14 protein-coding genes are annotated in these 14,632 nt (G+C 71.4%); 5 read left to right on the forward strand and 9 right to left on the reverse strand.

All coding sequences use genetic code 11. The features are described 5' to 3' along the window. Positions 1–3: 3 nt before the first annotated feature. The 3 genes from IF17_RS0120535 (at position 4) to IF17_RS0120545 (ending at position 2,976) form a co-directional block, all read left to right on the forward strand. Entirely contained in the window at positions 4–513 is a 510-nt protein-coding gene (locus IF17_RS0120535) for a PH domain-containing protein (RefSeq protein WP_030568027.1), read from the forward strand. Beyond that, positions 510–2,039: a PH domain-containing protein gene (locus IF17_RS0120540; RefSeq protein ID WP_030568029.1), complete on the forward strand. Its 1,530-nt coding sequence runs from the start codon at positions 510–512 to the stop codon at positions 2,037–2,039. The genes IF17_RS0120535 and IF17_RS0120540 overlap by 4 nt, the downstream gene beginning before the upstream one ends. 97 nt (positions 2,040–2,136) lie before the next feature. Beyond that, positions 2,137–2,976 (forward strand): poly-gamma-glutamate hydrolase family protein, encoded by an 840-nt coding sequence (locus tag IF17_RS0120545; RefSeq protein ID WP_030568031.1) that lies wholly within the window; start codon positions 2,137–2,139, stop codon positions 2,974–2,976. A 12-nt stretch (positions 2,977–2,988) separates the two neighbouring features. Here the strand turns inward: IF17_RS0120545 and IF17_RS0120550 are convergent, their stop codons facing one another. The 6 genes from IF17_RS0120550 to tkt all read right to left on the reverse strand — a co-directional run bounded on the left by IF17_RS0120550 (position 2,989) and on the right by tkt (position 10,030). Beyond that, positions 2,989–3,351 carry a VOC family protein gene (locus IF17_RS0120550; protein WP_030568033.1) on the reverse strand — a complete coding sequence of 121 codons (363 nt, stop codon included), beginning with the start codon at positions 3,349–3,351 and terminating at the stop codon, positions 2,989–2,991. A 72-nt stretch (positions 3,352–3,423) separates the two neighbouring features. Beyond that, positions 3,424–4,206 carry a 6-phosphogluconolactonase gene (gene pgl / locus IF17_RS0120555; protein WP_030568035.1) on the reverse strand — a complete coding sequence of 261 codons (783 nt, stop codon included), beginning with the start codon at positions 4,204–4,206 and terminating at the stop codon, positions 3,424–3,426. Continuing rightward, on the reverse strand, positions 4,203–5,228 hold the full coding sequence (gene opcA, locus IF17_RS0120560; protein ID WP_030568036.1) for a glucose-6-phosphate dehydrogenase assembly protein OpcA: 1,026 nt from the start codon (positions 5,226–5,228) through the stop codon (positions 4,203–4,205). The genes pgl and opcA overlap by 4 nt, the downstream gene beginning before the upstream one ends. Beyond that, positions 5,225–6,757 carry a glucose-6-phosphate dehydrogenase gene (gene zwf, locus IF17_RS0120565; RefSeq protein WP_030568038.1) on the reverse strand — a complete coding sequence of 511 codons (1,533 nt, stop codon included), beginning with the start codon at positions 6,755–6,757 and terminating at the stop codon, positions 5,225–5,227. Before zwf ends, opcA begins: the two co-directional genes overlap by 4 nt. 5 nt (positions 6,758–6,762) lie before the next feature. After that, positions 6,763–7,881: a transaldolase gene (gene tal, locus IF17_RS0120570; RefSeq protein ID WP_030568040.1), complete on the reverse strand. Its 1,119-nt coding sequence runs from the start codon at positions 7,879–7,881 to the stop codon at positions 6,763–6,765. Positions 7,882–7,927: 46 nt separating this feature from the next. Beyond that, positions 7,928–10,030: a transketolase gene (tkt, locus tag IF17_RS0120575; protein WP_030568042.1), complete on the reverse strand. Its 2,103-nt coding sequence runs from the start codon at positions 10,028–10,030 to the stop codon at positions 7,928–7,930. A gap of 288 nt (positions 10,031–10,318) precedes the next feature. Between tkt and IF17_RS0120580 the strand changes: the two genes are divergently transcribed. Next, positions 10,319–11,272 carry a heme o synthase gene (locus IF17_RS0120580; RefSeq protein ID WP_030568044.1) on the forward strand — a complete coding sequence of 318 codons (954 nt, stop codon included), beginning with the start codon at positions 10,319–10,321 and terminating at the stop codon, positions 11,270–11,272. A gap of 86 nt (positions 11,273–11,358) precedes the next feature. Continuing rightward, on the forward strand, positions 11,359–11,736 hold the full coding sequence (locus tag IF17_RS0120585; protein ID WP_018512159.1) for a hypothetical protein: 378 nt from the start codon (positions 11,359–11,361) through the stop codon (positions 11,734–11,736). Positions 11,737–11,794: 58 nt separating this feature from the next. On the opposite strand, the gene IF17_RS0120590 is transcribed toward IF17_RS0120585, so the two are convergent. The 3 genes from IF17_RS0120590 to IF17_RS0120600 all read right to left on the reverse strand — a co-directional run bounded on the left by IF17_RS0120590 (position 11,795) and on the right by IF17_RS0120600 (position 14,540). Beyond that, entirely contained in the window at positions 11,795–12,781 is a 987-nt protein-coding gene (locus IF17_RS0120590; protein ID WP_030568046.1) for a COX15/CtaA family protein, read from the reverse strand. A gap of 68 nt (positions 12,782–12,849) precedes the next feature. Beyond that, positions 12,850–13,617 (reverse strand): ABC transporter permease, encoded by a 768-nt coding sequence (locus IF17_RS0120595; protein WP_030568047.1) that lies wholly within the window; start codon positions 13,615–13,617, stop codon positions 12,850–12,852. Then, positions 13,614–14,540 (reverse strand): ABC transporter ATP-binding protein, encoded by a 927-nt coding sequence (locus IF17_RS0120600; RefSeq protein WP_030568048.1) that lies wholly within the window; start codon positions 14,538–14,540, stop codon positions 13,614–13,616. Before IF17_RS0120600 ends, IF17_RS0120595 begins: the two co-directional genes overlap by 4 nt. Between the last annotated feature and the right edge of the window lie 92 nt (positions 14,541–14,632).

The following is a 14,632-nucleotide window of genomic DNA, read 5'->3' on the forward strand; positions in this document are numbered from 1 at the left end:
CCCATGCCGGAGGGGGAGGGGACGGCGGAGATATGGCTGCGGCCGCCGCGCAACACGCTGAACGAGCGGGTCGTCAGCTGGTGGCGGGTCCAGTGGCTGCTGATGACGGCGGTACCCGTCGTCCCGCTGGCCGTCCTGGGCGCGCTGATCGAACCCGCCCGCTTCTGGCTGCTGCTGCCCGCCGTGGTTCTCGCCGCGGCGGGCGGCGGGGCCGCCGTCCTCCTCCCGCTCTGGTGGTTCCGCACCCACCGCTGGGAGGTCACCGAGGACGCGGTGTACGTACGCACGGGGTTCTTCTGGCAGGAGTGGCGGATCGCGCCGATGTCCCGCATCCAGACCGTGGACACCGTGCGCGGCCCGCTGGAACAGCTCTTCCGGCTCGCCACCGTCACGGTCACCACCGCCTCCTCCAAGGGCGCGGTACGGATCGAGGGCCTGGACCACGAGATCGCCGCCGAACTGGCCGAACGGCTCACCCGCATCACCCGCGCCACCCCCGGCGACGCCACATGAGCACCCCGCAGACCCCGTACGCCCCCGAGGACGGCTGGCGCCGGCTCGACCCGCGTACGGTCCTGGTCACCGCCCTCGTCGTGGCGGGCGTCGTCGCGGGTGCCGCCGTGCCCGCCACCCTCGGCCTCGCCCGCTGGCTCGGGCTCCCCGGCGCGGTGCTATGGGCGCTCGCCGCGGCCGTCGGCATCATCGGGGTCGCGGCGGGCGCCGACCGGGTCCGCTGGCACCGCACCCGCTACCGGATCGGCGCGGAGCGCGTCGACCTCCACACCGGCCTCCTCCTCGTCAAGCGCCGCTCCCTGGCCCGCGAGCGCATCCGCACCGTCGATCTCACCGCCAACCTGCTGCTGCGCCTCCTGGGCCTCGTCACCGTCAGGATCGGCACCGGCGAGCACGGCGGCGACTCCACCCTGGAGCTGGACCCGGTCACCCGCGCCGAGGGCGAACGGCTCCGCCTCCTCCTGCTGGAACGCGCCACCACCCCCCAGCCCGGGGAACACCGCGACGGCGAACTGGCCACGCTGGACCCCCGCTGGATCCGCTACGCACCGGTCTCCTTCGTCGCCCCCATGCTCGGCGGCGCGGCCGTCGGTGCCGTCATGCAGATCAGCGAGTGGGTGGGCGCGCAGGGCGAGGTCATCGCCTGGGTCGGCGACCGCTTCCAGGAGACCCCGCTCCTGTGGGTGATCGTCACCCTCGTCGCGGCCGCCCTGGCCGCGGGTGTCGTCGGGGCGCTCGGCCTCTGGATCGAGATGTGGTGGAACTACCGCCTGGAGCGCGAGCCCGGCGGCACCATCCGGGTCCGGCGCGGGCTGTTCACCTCCCGGTCCATCTCCGTCGAGGAGGCCCGGCTGCGCGGTGTGGACCTGGTCGAACCCCTCGGCGTACGGCTGGTCGGCGCCGCCCGGCTGGACGCCATCACCACCGGGCTCGCCCAGGACAACGAGTCCAAGAACGCCGACCACAACACGGTCCTCCCGGCCGTGCCGCGCCCGCTGGCCGACTCCGTGGCCGCCGCGATACTGCGTGAGGAGGCCACCCCGACCGGCGCCCCGCTGACCCGCCACCCGCGCGCCGCCCGGGGCCGTCGGCTGCGCTGGTCGCTCGCCGCCGCCCTCGCCCCGGTCCTGCTGCTCACCCTGCTCGGGGCGCTGCTCACCCCCGTACTCCTGTGGATCGCGCTCGGCTGCGCGGTGGTGTTCCTGCCGCTCGCGGTGGCGCTGGCGCTGGACGCGTACCGGAACCTCGGCCACGCGCTCTCCGGCCGCTACCTGGTCACCCGCTCCGGCACGCTCCGCCGCTCCACCGCCGCCCTGGAGCGGGCCGGGGTGATCGGCTGGACCGTCAAGCAGTCGTACTTCCAGCGGCGGGCGGGGCTGCTCACCCTCACGGCCACCACGGCCGCCGGAGGGGGCGCGTACTCGGCGTACGACACCGATGCGGCCGAGGGCCTCACCTTCGCCGCCGAAGCCGTCCCCGGGCTGCTGGAGCCCTTCCTGGAGCGGGATGTGCGCCCCGGCCCGTGACGGACGGTCCCAGGAACGCGAGGCGCGCCCCGGCCCGTGACGGACGGCACAATCGGCCGTCTGGGCTCCCGTCCCCGCGTGGGCGACGATAGTGATCATGACCTTCACCCACCGTCGTACGGTCCTCACCGCCCTGGCCACCGCCGCCGTCAGCGGCCCGCTGCTCGGCTCGCTCACCGCGACGCCCGCCCACGCCACGGACGACCTGGACATCTACACCTCCAACACCGACCTCTACAAGAAGCTCGCCGGGCAGGAGGGCGTCGAGTTCGCCCGCCGCTACAAGAGACACGAGTACGCCGACCACTCGGCGCCGCAGAGATACCCGTACAACCGGACCACCGTCATGGCCCTGCACGGCGGCGGCATCGAGACCGGCACCTCCGAACTGTGCCTCGGCATAGCCGGCTACCACCCGGCCACGCTCGCCCCGCTCCAGGACGGCCACGGCGTGCACGACTACTGGATGTTCGAGGGACTGCGCTCCTCCGGCAACCGCGACCTGCACGTCACCGCCAAGAACTGCGACGACCATGTCGCCATCTCCATGGCGGCCTCCAGCCTCAACGTCCTGAGCCTGCACGGCTGTACGTCGGCACAGGCCGGCACCGTCCCGCAGGCTGTGGTGGTCGGCGGGCTCAACACCCGCTTCAAAACCCTGCTCAAGGCGGAGTTCGACAAGGTGGGCATCGCCTGGCGGGACGGGAACGAGACGCCCGACCTGGCCGGCGTCAACCCCGCCAACCCCGTCAACCGCACCATGCTCTCCAAGGGCGGTCAGCTGGAGCTCACCACGGAGCTGCGCGCCGCCATGTTCACGAACAACACCCGGCCGGGCCGGGCCGGCTCCACGACGCCGGTCTTCGACCGCTTCGTCGGCGCCTGCCGAGCCGCGATCACCAAGCTGGAGCAGGGCACGGACCAGGTCATCCTCTGATCTGCGGGCCCCTCAGCCGCCGTGCGTCGTGTCGATGACGCAGAAACGGTTGCCCTCGGGGTCGGCGAGGACCACGAAGTCCGGGTCCGGCGGGTAGAGCTCCCACGCGACCCGCTCGGCGCCCAGGCCCATCAGCCGCTCCACCTCGGCCTCCTGCTCGTCCGAGTAGAGGTCGAGGTGGACCCGGGGGACCTCCTGGACGGGGGAGGCGGAGCGCCCCAACGCCACGCCGACGCCGGGCCCTTCGACCGGGACCAGCACCACCCAGTCGTCCGTCCCCGGCTCGCGCTCGGTGTACGTGAGCGCCGCCTTCCAGAAGGCGGCGGCCCTCGCCACGTCGGTCGCACCCATCACCACGGTTCCGATATGCACCATGGGGGCGAGCTTTTCACGCCGCAGGCCCGGCCCGCTGAGAAAAAGCGGGCCGGGCCTGGTCATACGCAACTTTCAGGCGGACGCTGGCGGATACAGCGCGCGCGGCAGCTGCGAAGCCGCCGCCGCGTCCAGCAGCCAGAGCGTCCGGCTGCGGCCGTACGCGCCCGCCGCCGGGGCCTGGATCTCCCCGGCGCCCGACAGCGCGATGGCCGCGGCCTCCGCCTTGTCCTCGCCCGCCGCCAGCAGCCACACCTCACGCGCCGCGCGGATCGCGGGGAGCGTGAGCGAGACGCGGACCGGCGGCGGCTTGGGGGCCCCGTGCACACCGACGACGGTGCGCTCGGTCTCCCGTACCGCAGGCAGCTCCGGGAAGAGCGAGGCGACATGCGTGTCCGGGCCGACGCCCAGCATCAGCACGTCGAACGCCGGAACCCCGCCGTGGTCCTCCGGCCCCGCGGCGGCGGCCAGTTCGGCCGCGTACGCCGCCGCCGCCTCGTCCACGTCCTTGCCGTACGGGCCGTCCGACGCGGGCATCGCGTGCACCCGGGCCGGGTCGAGCGGCACCGCGTCGAGCAGCGCCTCACGGGCCTGGGTGACGTTCCGCTCGGGGTCGCCCTCGGGCAGGAACCGCTCGTCGCCCCACCACAGGTCCAGGCGCGCCCAGTCGACGGCGTCCCGGGCGGGCGCGGCGGCGAGTGCGGCCAGCAGGCCGTTGCCGTTGCGCCCGCCGGTCAGCACCACCGAGGCGTGGCCCCGGGCGGCCTGGGCGTCCACGATCCTCGTGATCAGCCGGGCCGCCGCGGCCTGCGCCATCAGCTCCTTGTCGCGGTGCACGACCAGCTGAGGAGGCGTCACTTGGCGGCCGCCTTCTTCGCCGGGGCCTTCTTCGCGGCGGGGGCCTTCTGCTCGCCCTCGGCGGGCTTCTCCGCCGCTGCGGCCTTCACCTCGCCGCCCGTGTGGAGCTTCTCCACCCCGAACTTCACCGCGGACTCATAGGTGTTGTCCGGGTCGAGCCGGCGCAGCTCCTCCGCCAGCAGCTCGGCGGTGTCGCGGCGCTTGAGCGCCACGGCACGGTCCGGCTGGCCCTGCATGGAGAGCGTGGCCAGCGAGCCGTCGGCCCGGTCGAGGACGATGACGCCGTTCTTCGTCTCCATCCGGACGGCGGTCAGCCCCGGGCCGCCGGAGTACGTGCGCTCCACCGGGACGGCGAGCCGGTCCGCGAGCCACATCGCGAGCAGCTCGCAGCTCGGGTTGTCGCTCTCGCCCTCGACGGTGACGCCGATGACCTGCGCGGGCTGCTGGTCCAGGGCCGCGGCCAGCATCGAGCGCCACGGCGTGATCCGGGTCCACGACAGGTCGGTGTCGCCCGGGCTGTACGTCGCCGCCCGCACCGCCAGCTCGTCGAGCGGGCGCTCGGCGGAGTAGCCGTCGGTGATCCGGCGCTGGGCGAGCGCGCCCAGCGGGTCCTTCGCCGCGTCGGCGGGCGCGTCCTCGGGCCACCACACCACGACCGGGGCGTCGGGGAGCAGCAGCGGGAGCACCACCGACTGGGCGTGGTTGGCCAGTTCGCCGTGGAGGCGCAGGACGACGGTCTCGCCGGTGCCCGCGTCGGAGCCGACCCGGACCTCCGCGTCGAGCCGGGCGTCGCGCCGGGCGCGCGGCGAGCGGCTGACCCGCTTGATCACCGCGATGATCCGCGAGGGGTGCTCGCGGGAAGCGTCACCGGCCGACTTGAGCGCGTCGTACGCGTTCTCCTCGTCGGTGACGATGACCAGCGTGAGCACCATGCCGATGGCGGGGGTGCCGATGGCCCGGCGGGCCGACACCAGCGCCTGGTTGATCTTGCTGGATGTGGTTTCCGTGAGATCGATCTTCATGGCCGCCTCCAGCTCCGTCCGTCACGTGCGAGCATCTCGTCGGCCTCGGCCGGACCCCAGGTGCCGGCCGCGTACTTGGCGGGCTTGCCGTGCTTCTCCCAGTACTCCTCGATCGGGTCGAGGATGGTCCAGGAGAGCTCGACCTCCTGGTGGCGGGGGAAGAGGTTGGCGTCGCCGAGCAGTACGTCCAGCAGGAGCCGCTCGTACGCCTCCGGGCTGGACTCCGTGAAGGACTCCCCGTACGCGAAGTCCATCGTGACGTCCCGGACCTCCATCGAGGTGCCGGGCACCTTGGAGCCGAAGCGCACGGTGACGCCCTCGTCGGGCTGGACCCGGATGACCAGGGCGTTGCCGCCGAGCTCCTCCGTGGCACCGGACTCGAACGGCAGGTAGGGCGCGCGCTTGAAGACGACCGCGATCTCCGTGACCCGGCGGCCGAGCCGCTTTCCGGTACGGAGGTAGAACGGCACGCCCGCCCAGCGGCGGTTGTTGATCGTCAGCTTGATCGCGGCGAAGGTGTCGGTCGTCGACTTGGGGTCGATGCCCTCCTCCTCGCAGTAGCCGAGGACCTCCTGGCCGCCCTGCCAGGCGTGCTCGTACTGGGCGCGCACGGTGTGCAGACCGAGGTCCTCGGGCAGCTCGACGGCGGTGAGCACCTTGAGCTTCTCGGCGACCAGGGCCTTCGGGTGGAAGGAGCCGGGCTCTTCCATCGCGGTGAGCGCCAGCAGCTGGAGCAGGTGGTTCTGAATGACGTCACGGGCGGCGCCGATGCCGTCGTAGTAGCCGGCCCGGCCGCCGATGCCGATGTCCTCGGCCATCGTGATCTGTACGTGGTCGACGTAGGACCGGTTCCAGATCGGCTCCCACATCGTGTTGGCGAACCGCAGCGCCAGGATGTTCTGGACCGTCTCCTTCCCCAGGTAGTGGTCGATCCGGAAGACCTCGTTGGGCGGGAAGACGTCGTGCACGAGCTGGTTGAGCTCCTGCGCGCTGGCCAGGTCGTGGCCGAAGGGCTTCTCGATGACGGCACGCCGCCAGGAGCCCTCCTTCTGGTCGGCCAGGCCGTGCTTCTTGAGCTGCTGGACGACCTTGGGGAAGAACTTCGGCGGCACGGAGAGGTAGAAGGCGAAGTTGCCGCCCGTCCCCTGTGCCTTGTCGAGCTCCTGGATGGTGGACTTCAGCGTCTCGAAGGCCTCGTCGTCGTCGAAGTTGCCCTGGACGAAGCGCATCCCCTGGATGAGCTGCTGCCAGACCTCCTCGCGGAACGGCGTACGGGCGTGCTCCTTGACGGCGTCGTGGACGACCTGCGCGAAGTCCTCGTCCTCCCAGTCGCGGCGCGCGAAGCCGATGAGCGAGAAGCCCGGTGGCAGCAGGCCGCGGTTGGCCAGGTCGTAGACAGCAGGCATCAGCTTTTTACGGGACAAATCGCCCGTGACGCCAAAGATGACCAGGCCCGACGGCCCCGCGATACGCGGGAGCCGTCGGTCCTGTGCGTCACGGAGCGGGTTGGCTCCGGGAACAGCAGACAAAGTGGTCAGCCCTCCGAGGGGGCGAGGCGCGAGAGCTCCGCCTCGGTCGACTTGAGCAGGTCGGTCCAGGACGCCTCGAACTTCTCGACGCCCTCGTCCTCCAGCACCTGCACGACGTCGTCGTACGAGATGCCGAGCTTCTTGATCGCGTCGAGGTCGGCGCGGGCCTGGTCGTAGCCGCCGGCGACGGTGTTGCCGGTGATCTCGCCGTGGTCGGCCACGGCCTCCAGGGTCGCCTCCGGCATGGTGTTCACCGTGTTGGGGGCGACCAGGTCGTCGACGTACAGGGTGTCCTTGAGGGACGGGTCCTTGACGCCGGTGGAGGCCCAGAGCGGGCGCTGCTTGTTGGCCTGCGCCTTGTCCAGCGGGGCCCAGCGGTCGGAGGAGAAGACCTCCTCGTACGCCTCGTAGGCCAGGCGCGCGTTGGCCAGGGCGGACTTGCCCTTGGCGGCCTTCGCCTCGTCGGAGCCGATGGCGTCCAGGCGCTTGTCGATCTCGGTGTCCACGCGGGACACGAAGAAGGACGCCACCGAGTGGATCTTGGAGAGGTCCAGGCCCGCGGCCTTCGCCTTCTCCAGGCCCGCCAGGTAGGCGTCCATGACCGCGCGGTAGCGCTCCAGCGAGAAGATCAGCGTCACGTTGACGCTGATGCCCCGGCCGATGGTCTCGGTGATCGCCGGGAGACCGGCCTTGGTCGCCGGGATCTTGATGAGCGTGTTCGGCCGGTCGACCAGCCACGCCAGCTGCTTGGCCTCGGCGACGGTGGCCACCGTGTTGTGCGCCAGGCGCGGGTCCACCTCGATGGAGACCCGGCCGTCCTGGCCGCCGGTCGCGTCGAAGACCGGACGCAGGATGTCGGCGGCGTCGCGGACGTCCGCCGTCGTGATCATGCGGACCGCTTCCTCGACGGTGACCCGGCGGGCGGCGAGGTCGGTGAGCTGCTGCTCGTAACCGTCGCCCTGCGAGATCGCCTTCTGGAAGATCGACGGGTTGGTGGTGACGCCGACGACGTGGCTCTGGTCGATCAGCTCGGCCAGGTTGCCGGACGTGATCCGCTTGCGCGACAGGTCGTCGAGCCAGATCGCCACGCCCTCGTCGGAGAGGCGCTTGAGTGCGTCTGTCATGGGTTGCATCTCCTACTAGTCGTATATCTACGTCGTATATACGGCGTCAGCGCGCTGCGGCTTCGAGGGATTCCCGCGCGGCGGCGGCCACGTTCTCGGCGGTGAAGCCGAACTCGCGGAAGAGGACCTTCGCGTCGGCCGAGGCACCGAAGTGCTCCAGCGAGACGATCCGGCCGGCATCCCCGACGTACCGGTACCAGGTCAGGCCGATGCCCGCCTCCACGGCGACCCGCGCCTTGACCGACTGCGGGAGCACGCTCTCCTTGTAACCCTGATCCTGCTCCTCGAACCATTCGACGGACGGCATCGAGACGACCCGGGTCGGCACACCGGCCGCCTGGAGCTGCTCACGCGCCTCGACGGCGACGTGGACCTCGGAGCCGGTCGCGATGAGGAGCACCTGCGGCTCTGTGTTCTGCCCGGAGGGCCCTTCGGCCTCGAACAGGACGTAACCGCCCTTGGCCGCGTCCTCGTTCGCCTCGTACGTCGGCACGCCCTGGCGGGTCAGCGCCAGACCGTGCGGGGCGCCCACGCCGAACTCCTTGGTGTAGCGGCGCAGGATCTCGCGCCAGGCGATGGCCGTCTCGTTGGCGTCGGCCGGGCGCACGACGTTCAGGCCCGGAATGGCGCGCAGCGCGGCCAGGTGCTCCACCGGCTGGTGGGTCGGGCCGTCCTCGCCGAGGCCGATCGAGTCGTGCGTCCACACGTACGTCACCGGCAGGTGCATCAGCGCGGAGAGCCGCACCGCGTTGCGCATGTAGTCGGAGAACACCAGGAAGGTGCCGCCGTAGATGCGGGTGTTGCCGTGCAGCGCGATGCCGTTCATCGCGGCTGCCATCGCGTGCTCGCGGATCCCGAAGTGGATCGTGCGGCCGTACGGGTCGGCCTCGGGCAGCGGGTTGCCCACCGGGAGGAACGACGACGTCTTGTCGATCGTGGTGTTGTTCGAGCCGGCCAGGTCGGCGGAGCCGCCCCACAGCTCGGGCACGACATCGCCGAGCGCCTGGAGCACCTTGCCGGAGGCGGCACGGGTGGCCAGGGACTTGCCGGCCTCGAAGACCGGGAGCTTCTCCTCCCAGCCCGCGGGCAGCTCGCCCGCGGCGATCCGGTCGAAGTCGGCGGCGCGCTCGGGGTTGGCGGTGCGCCATGCGGCGAACGACTTGTCCCACTCGGCACGGGCCTCGCGGCCGCGGTCCAGGGCCTCACGGGTGTGGCCGATGACCGCGTCGGAGACCTCGAAGGTCTGCTCCGGGTCGAAGCCGAGGACCCGCTTGGTCGCCGCGATCTCGTCGTCGCCGAGCGCCGAGCCGTGGGCCGCCTCGGTGTTCTGGGCGTTCGGGGCGGGCCAGGCGATGATCGAGCGGGCCGCGATGAACGAGGGGCGCCCGGTCTCGGCCTTGGCCGCCTGGAGCGCCGCGTACAGGCCCGCCGGGTCCAGGTCACCGTTGGGCAGCTGCTCGACGCGCTGGACGTGCCAGCCGTACGCCTCGTACCGCTTCAGGGTGTCCTCGGAGACCGCGGTCTCCGTGTCGCCCTCGATGGAGATGTGGTTGTCGTCCCAGAGCAGGACCAGGTTGCCGAGCTTCTGGTGGCCGGCCAGCGAGGACGCCTCGGCCGAGATGCCCTCCTGGAGGCAGCCGTCACCGGCGATGACCCAGACCGTGTGGTCGAAGGGCGAGGTGCCGGGGGCCGCCTCGGGGTCGAACAGGCCGCGCTCGTAGCGGGCGGCCATGGCCATGCCCACCGCGTTGGCGACACCCTGGCCCAGCGGGCCGGTCGTCGTCTCGACACCGGTGGTGTGCCCGTACTCCGGGTGCCCCGGGGTCTTGGAGCCCCAGGTCCGGAACGCCTTCAGGTCGTCCAGCTCCAGGCCGTAACCGGCGAGGTAGAGCTGGATGTACAGGGTCAGGCTGGAGTGGCCCGCCGAGAGGACGAACCGGTCGCGGCCGGTCCACTCCGCGTCCGCGGGGTCGTGCCGCATGACTTTCTGGAACAGGGTGTACGCGGCGGGAGCCAGGCTCATGGCCGTACCCGGGTGGCCGTTTCCGACTTTCTGTACGGCGTCCGCGGCGAGGACGCGGGCGGTGTCCACGGCCCGCTGGTCCAAATCGGTCCACTGGAGGTCTGTGGTGGTCGGCTTGTTGCTCACCCTGAGTCAGGGCTCCTCTCCACTGTTGTAAACCGGTGACTGTTACCGCACCGGGCGTTGCCGAGCCTACCCCCGCCGCGGGGCACACTTCCCGAGCACTTTCCAGGGTGCGGGCGGCCCGCGCACTTCGCCTCCCGGCGGACGGACTCCGTACATCGCACAGTCACCCTCAACACGACCCCACCCCCGCGAAGGACGGTGTATCCCCAGCGTCTAGAGTGGTCGAGTTCGCGCAAGTCTTCACAAGGGCCGCTCGGCCCGGAGCTTGCTGGGATTTCTCTGTCAGGGGTGTGCGTGACGGCCGTCGAGTCCCGACCCGCAGGGGTCGCCTTGACTCCCAGCCCAAGGGGCCATCGCCCGTACGGGGCCCGTGTCAAGGCATTCGTGGCGCTTACCAAGCCACGGATCATCGAGCTGTTGCTCATCACCACCGTTCCGGTGATGTTCCTCGCCGCCCAGGGCGTACCCGACCTGTGGCTGGTGCTCGCCACCACGCTGGGTGGTTATCTCTCCGCGGGCGGCGCCAACGCGCTGAACATGTACATCGACCGCGACATCGACGCGCTGATGGACCGTACGTCGCAGCGTCCGCTGGTCACCGGCATGGTCAGCCCGCGCGAGTGCCTGGCCTTCGGTATCGCCCTCGCGGTGATCTCGACGCTCTGGTTCGGACTGCTCGTCAACTGGCTGTCGGCCGCGCTCGCTCTCGGAGCGCTGCTCTTCTACGTCGTCGTCTACACGATGCTGCTGAAGCGCCGCACCTCCCAGAACATCATCTGGGGCGGCATCGCCGGCTGCCTGCCGGTGCTCATCGGCTGGTCCTCCGTGACGAACTCCCTCTCCTGGGCCGCCGTCATCCTCTTCGCCGTCATCTTCTTCTGGACGCCGCCGCACTACTGGCCGCTCTCCATGAAGGTGAAGGACGACTACGCCCGGGTCGGCGTCCCGATGCTCCCGGTCATCGCCTCCAACCAGGTCGTGGCCCGGCAGATCGTCATCTACAGCTGGGTGATGGTCGGCGTCTCGCTGCTGCTCACCCCGCTGGGCTACACCGGCTGGTTCTACCTGTCGGTGGCGCTGCTGGCGGGCGGCTTCTGGCTCTGGGAGGCCCACGGGCTGCAGAACCGGGCCAGGGCCGGGGTGAGCGGCGCCAAGCTCAAGGAGATGCGGCTGTTCCACTGGTCCATCACCTACGTCTCACTGCTCTTCCTGGCCGTCGCGGTGGATCCCTTCCTCCGCTAGCCCAGATCTTCCCGGGCGGGTCACGTGGCACAAGCCACGTGACCCGCCCGTCGCCGTTCCCCCTACCCGTCGGTAGCATCCTGTTCATGGGAGAGACGGCAGCAGACGCAGCAGAGACCGGGCAGACCTCGCGGACGGACGCCAGGAAGGCGGCCCGCGCGGAGCGCAGGGCGGCGAAGCTGGCCCGCGAGATCGGGTCCTTCGCCAAGGAGCACGGCGGCGCCGAAGGGCAGCTCGCCTACATCGGCCAGGCGGGCGCCCGCATCGTCCTGGTCGGCCAGGACGGCGCCTGGGGCGACCTGGTGGCTCCGACGTACGCCGTGGCCGAGAGCGCGGCGGAGAAGTCCGGGATCACGATGCACGAGGAGTTCGACGGCGACTTCGCCCTCAAGGTCCGCACGGGTCCCTACGAGTGGTCGCGGATGGCCGGGATCCAGGTCGGCGGCCCGTCCAACGACAGCTGAGCGGGTACGACGAAGGGGCGGCGGGCACAGGCCCGCCGCCCCTTCGTCGTACGGCCGTTCAGAGTGCCTGAGCCGACTCCCGCTGCTCGTCGGAGGCGGACGGGCCCGGCAGCACGGCCAGCTCCTCGTCGCCGCGCTCGCGCATGCTCATCACCAGGCGGATCACGGCGATCCACAGGATGGCGGAGCCGAACATATGGATGCCGACCAGGATCTCGGGGACGTCGCTGAAGTACTGCACGTACCCGATCGCGCCCTGGGCGAGCAGCACGACCAGCAGGTCACGGGCGCGCGCCCGGGTGTCGGCGGGGGCGTCGACCACCCGCAGGGCCAGCCACATCGCGATGGCCAGCGCGCAGACCACCCAGGCGGCGATGGCGTGGACGTGTGCGGCGGCCGACCAGTCCCACGGCATGCGCGGTACGTCGCTGCTGTCGCCCGCGTGCTTGCCGGAACCGGTCACCGAGGTGCCGAGCACGATGAGGACCACCGTGGTCGCCAGGATGGCCCAGGAGAGCCGGCGTACCGGCAGGGGAGCGCGGGGGCGGGCCGGGCCGTCGCCCTCGCCGATCCGGACCCAGGTGATCACGGCGATCGCCAGGAGCACGTTGGCCAGCAGGAAGTGCCCGGCCACCGTCCACGGGTTGAGTCCCGCCCAGACCGTGATCCCGCCGAGGACGGCGTTGCCCAGCACGATCCAGAACTGCAACCAGGCCAGCCGGGTCAGCTTGCGGCGGCGCGGCTTCATCGAACTGACGGCGATGATCGCCCAGCCGACGGCGGCCGACAGGACGTACGCCAGCAGCCGGTTGCCGAACTCGATCGCGCCGTGCAGACCCTGCTCGGGCGTCGCGAAGAGGCTGTCGTCGGTGCACTTGGGCCAGGTGTCGCAGCCGAGACCGGAACCGGTCAGCCGGACGGCGCCGCCGGTCACGATGATGAAGACGCTCATCATCACGGCGGAGAGCGCGGCACGCTTCACCACTTTGGTGGAGGGCGTCCAGCGCTTGGCGATGGCAGAGATGGGGGTTTCCACGCGGACCATCGTAGGACGGGGCTTGTGCGCGTTTTCACGAGGGGTGGGTTCGTGGCGGCTTGCCCTGGCTGGTCCCGCTACTCCCAGCGGAAGAACTTCGCCGCCGCGCCTAGCCCCAGCACCGCCCACACCGCCAGGATCCCGGCCTGGGCCCACGGCATCGACGCGCCGTGCTGGAGGACGTCCCGCAGCCCCTCGGAGAGCGCCGAGATGGGCAGCAGCCCCAGCACCGACTGCACCGCGTCCGGGAACTTGTCCAGCGGCACGATGACCCCGCCGCCGACCAGCAGCAGCAGGAAGACCAGGTTGGCGGCGGCGAGCGTCGCCTCGGCCTTCAGCGTCCCGGCCATCAGCAGCCCGAGCCCGGAGAACGCGGCGGTCCCCAGCACCAGGAGCAGCAGCACGGAGAGCGGGTTGCCCTGCGGCGACCAGCCCAGCGCGAAGGCGATCGCCGTCAGCAGCAGCACCTGGAGCACCTCGGTGACCAGCACCGACAGGGTCTTCGCCGCCATCAGCGCCCAGCGGGGCAGCGGGGAGGCCCCGAGGCGCTTGAGGACTCCGTAACGGCGCTCGAAGCCGGTGGCGATGGCCTGGCCGGTGAAGGCGGTCGACATCACGGCGAGGGCGAGGATGCCCGGGGCCAGGAAGTCGACCGACGCGCCCGAGCCCGTGTCGACGATGTCGACCGCGCTGAACAGCACGAGCAGCAGCGTCGGGATGATCACCGTCAGCAGCAACTGCTCGCCGTTGCGCAGCAGCATCCGGGTCTCCAGCGCGGTCTGCGCGGCGATCATCCGGGGGAGCGGGGCGGCGCCGGGGCGCGGGGTGTACGTACCGGCGCTCATGCGCGCAGCTCCTTGCCGGTCAGTTCGAGGAAGACGTCCTCCAGGGTGTGCCGCTCCACCGAGATGCCCTCGGGCATCACACCGTGCTGGGCGCACCAGGAGGTGACGGTGGCCAGCAGCTGCGGGTCGACGGTCCCGGTGATGCGGTACGTCCCCGGGACCGGCTCGGCGGCCTCGGAGCCGTCGGGCAGCGCCTTGACCAGGGAGCCGAGGTCGAGCCCCGTACGGCCGGTGAAGCGCAGGGTGTTCTCGGCGCCGCCCCGGCAGAGCTGCTCGGGGGAGCCCTGGGCGATGACCCGGCCCGCGTCGATGATCGCGACGTCGTCGGCCAGGGCCTCGGCCTCGTCCATGAAGTGGGTCGTCAGCACCACGGAGACGCCGTCGGCGCGCAGCTCGCGCACCAGGTCCCAGGTCGAGCGGCGGGCCTGCGGGTCGAGCCCGGCGGTCGGCTCGTCCAGGAAGACCAGCTCGGGCCGGCCGACGACCGCGAGGGCCAGGGCGAGGCGCTGCTGCTGGCCGCCGGAGAGCCGGCGGTAGGTGGTGCGGCCGCAGGAGCCGAGGCCGAGGCGCTCGATCAGGACGTCCACGTCCAGTGGGTGGGCGTGGAGCTTGGCCATGTGGCGGAGCATCTCGTCGGCGCGGGCGCCGGAGTAGACGCCGCCGGACTGGAGCATGACCCCGATCCGGGGGCGCAGCCGCTCCGCGTCGGCGACCGGGTCGAGTCCGAGGACCCGTACGGTGCCGGCGTCGGGGCGGCGGTAACCCTCGCAGGTCTCGACCGTGGTGGTCTTCCCGGCGCCGTTCGGGCCGAGGACGGCCGTCACCGCGCCCGACGCCACGACCAGATCGAGGCCGTCCACCGCGGTCTTCGTGCCGTACCGCTTCACCAGGCCCTTGACCTGTACGACGGGCTCGTTCTCCATGGCGCGTAAGTCTAGGCAGGGGTTCAGGCCGCCCCTCTGCCGGGGCCAGATTAGGTAACCCTAAGTGACGAACCACACCGTAGATCGTTTCG

This window comes from Streptomyces cyaneofuscatus (assembly GCF_000718135.1).
Taxonomy (GTDB): domain Bacteria; phylum Actinomycetota; class Actinomycetes; order Streptomycetales; family Streptomycetaceae; genus Streptomyces; species Streptomyces cyaneofuscatus.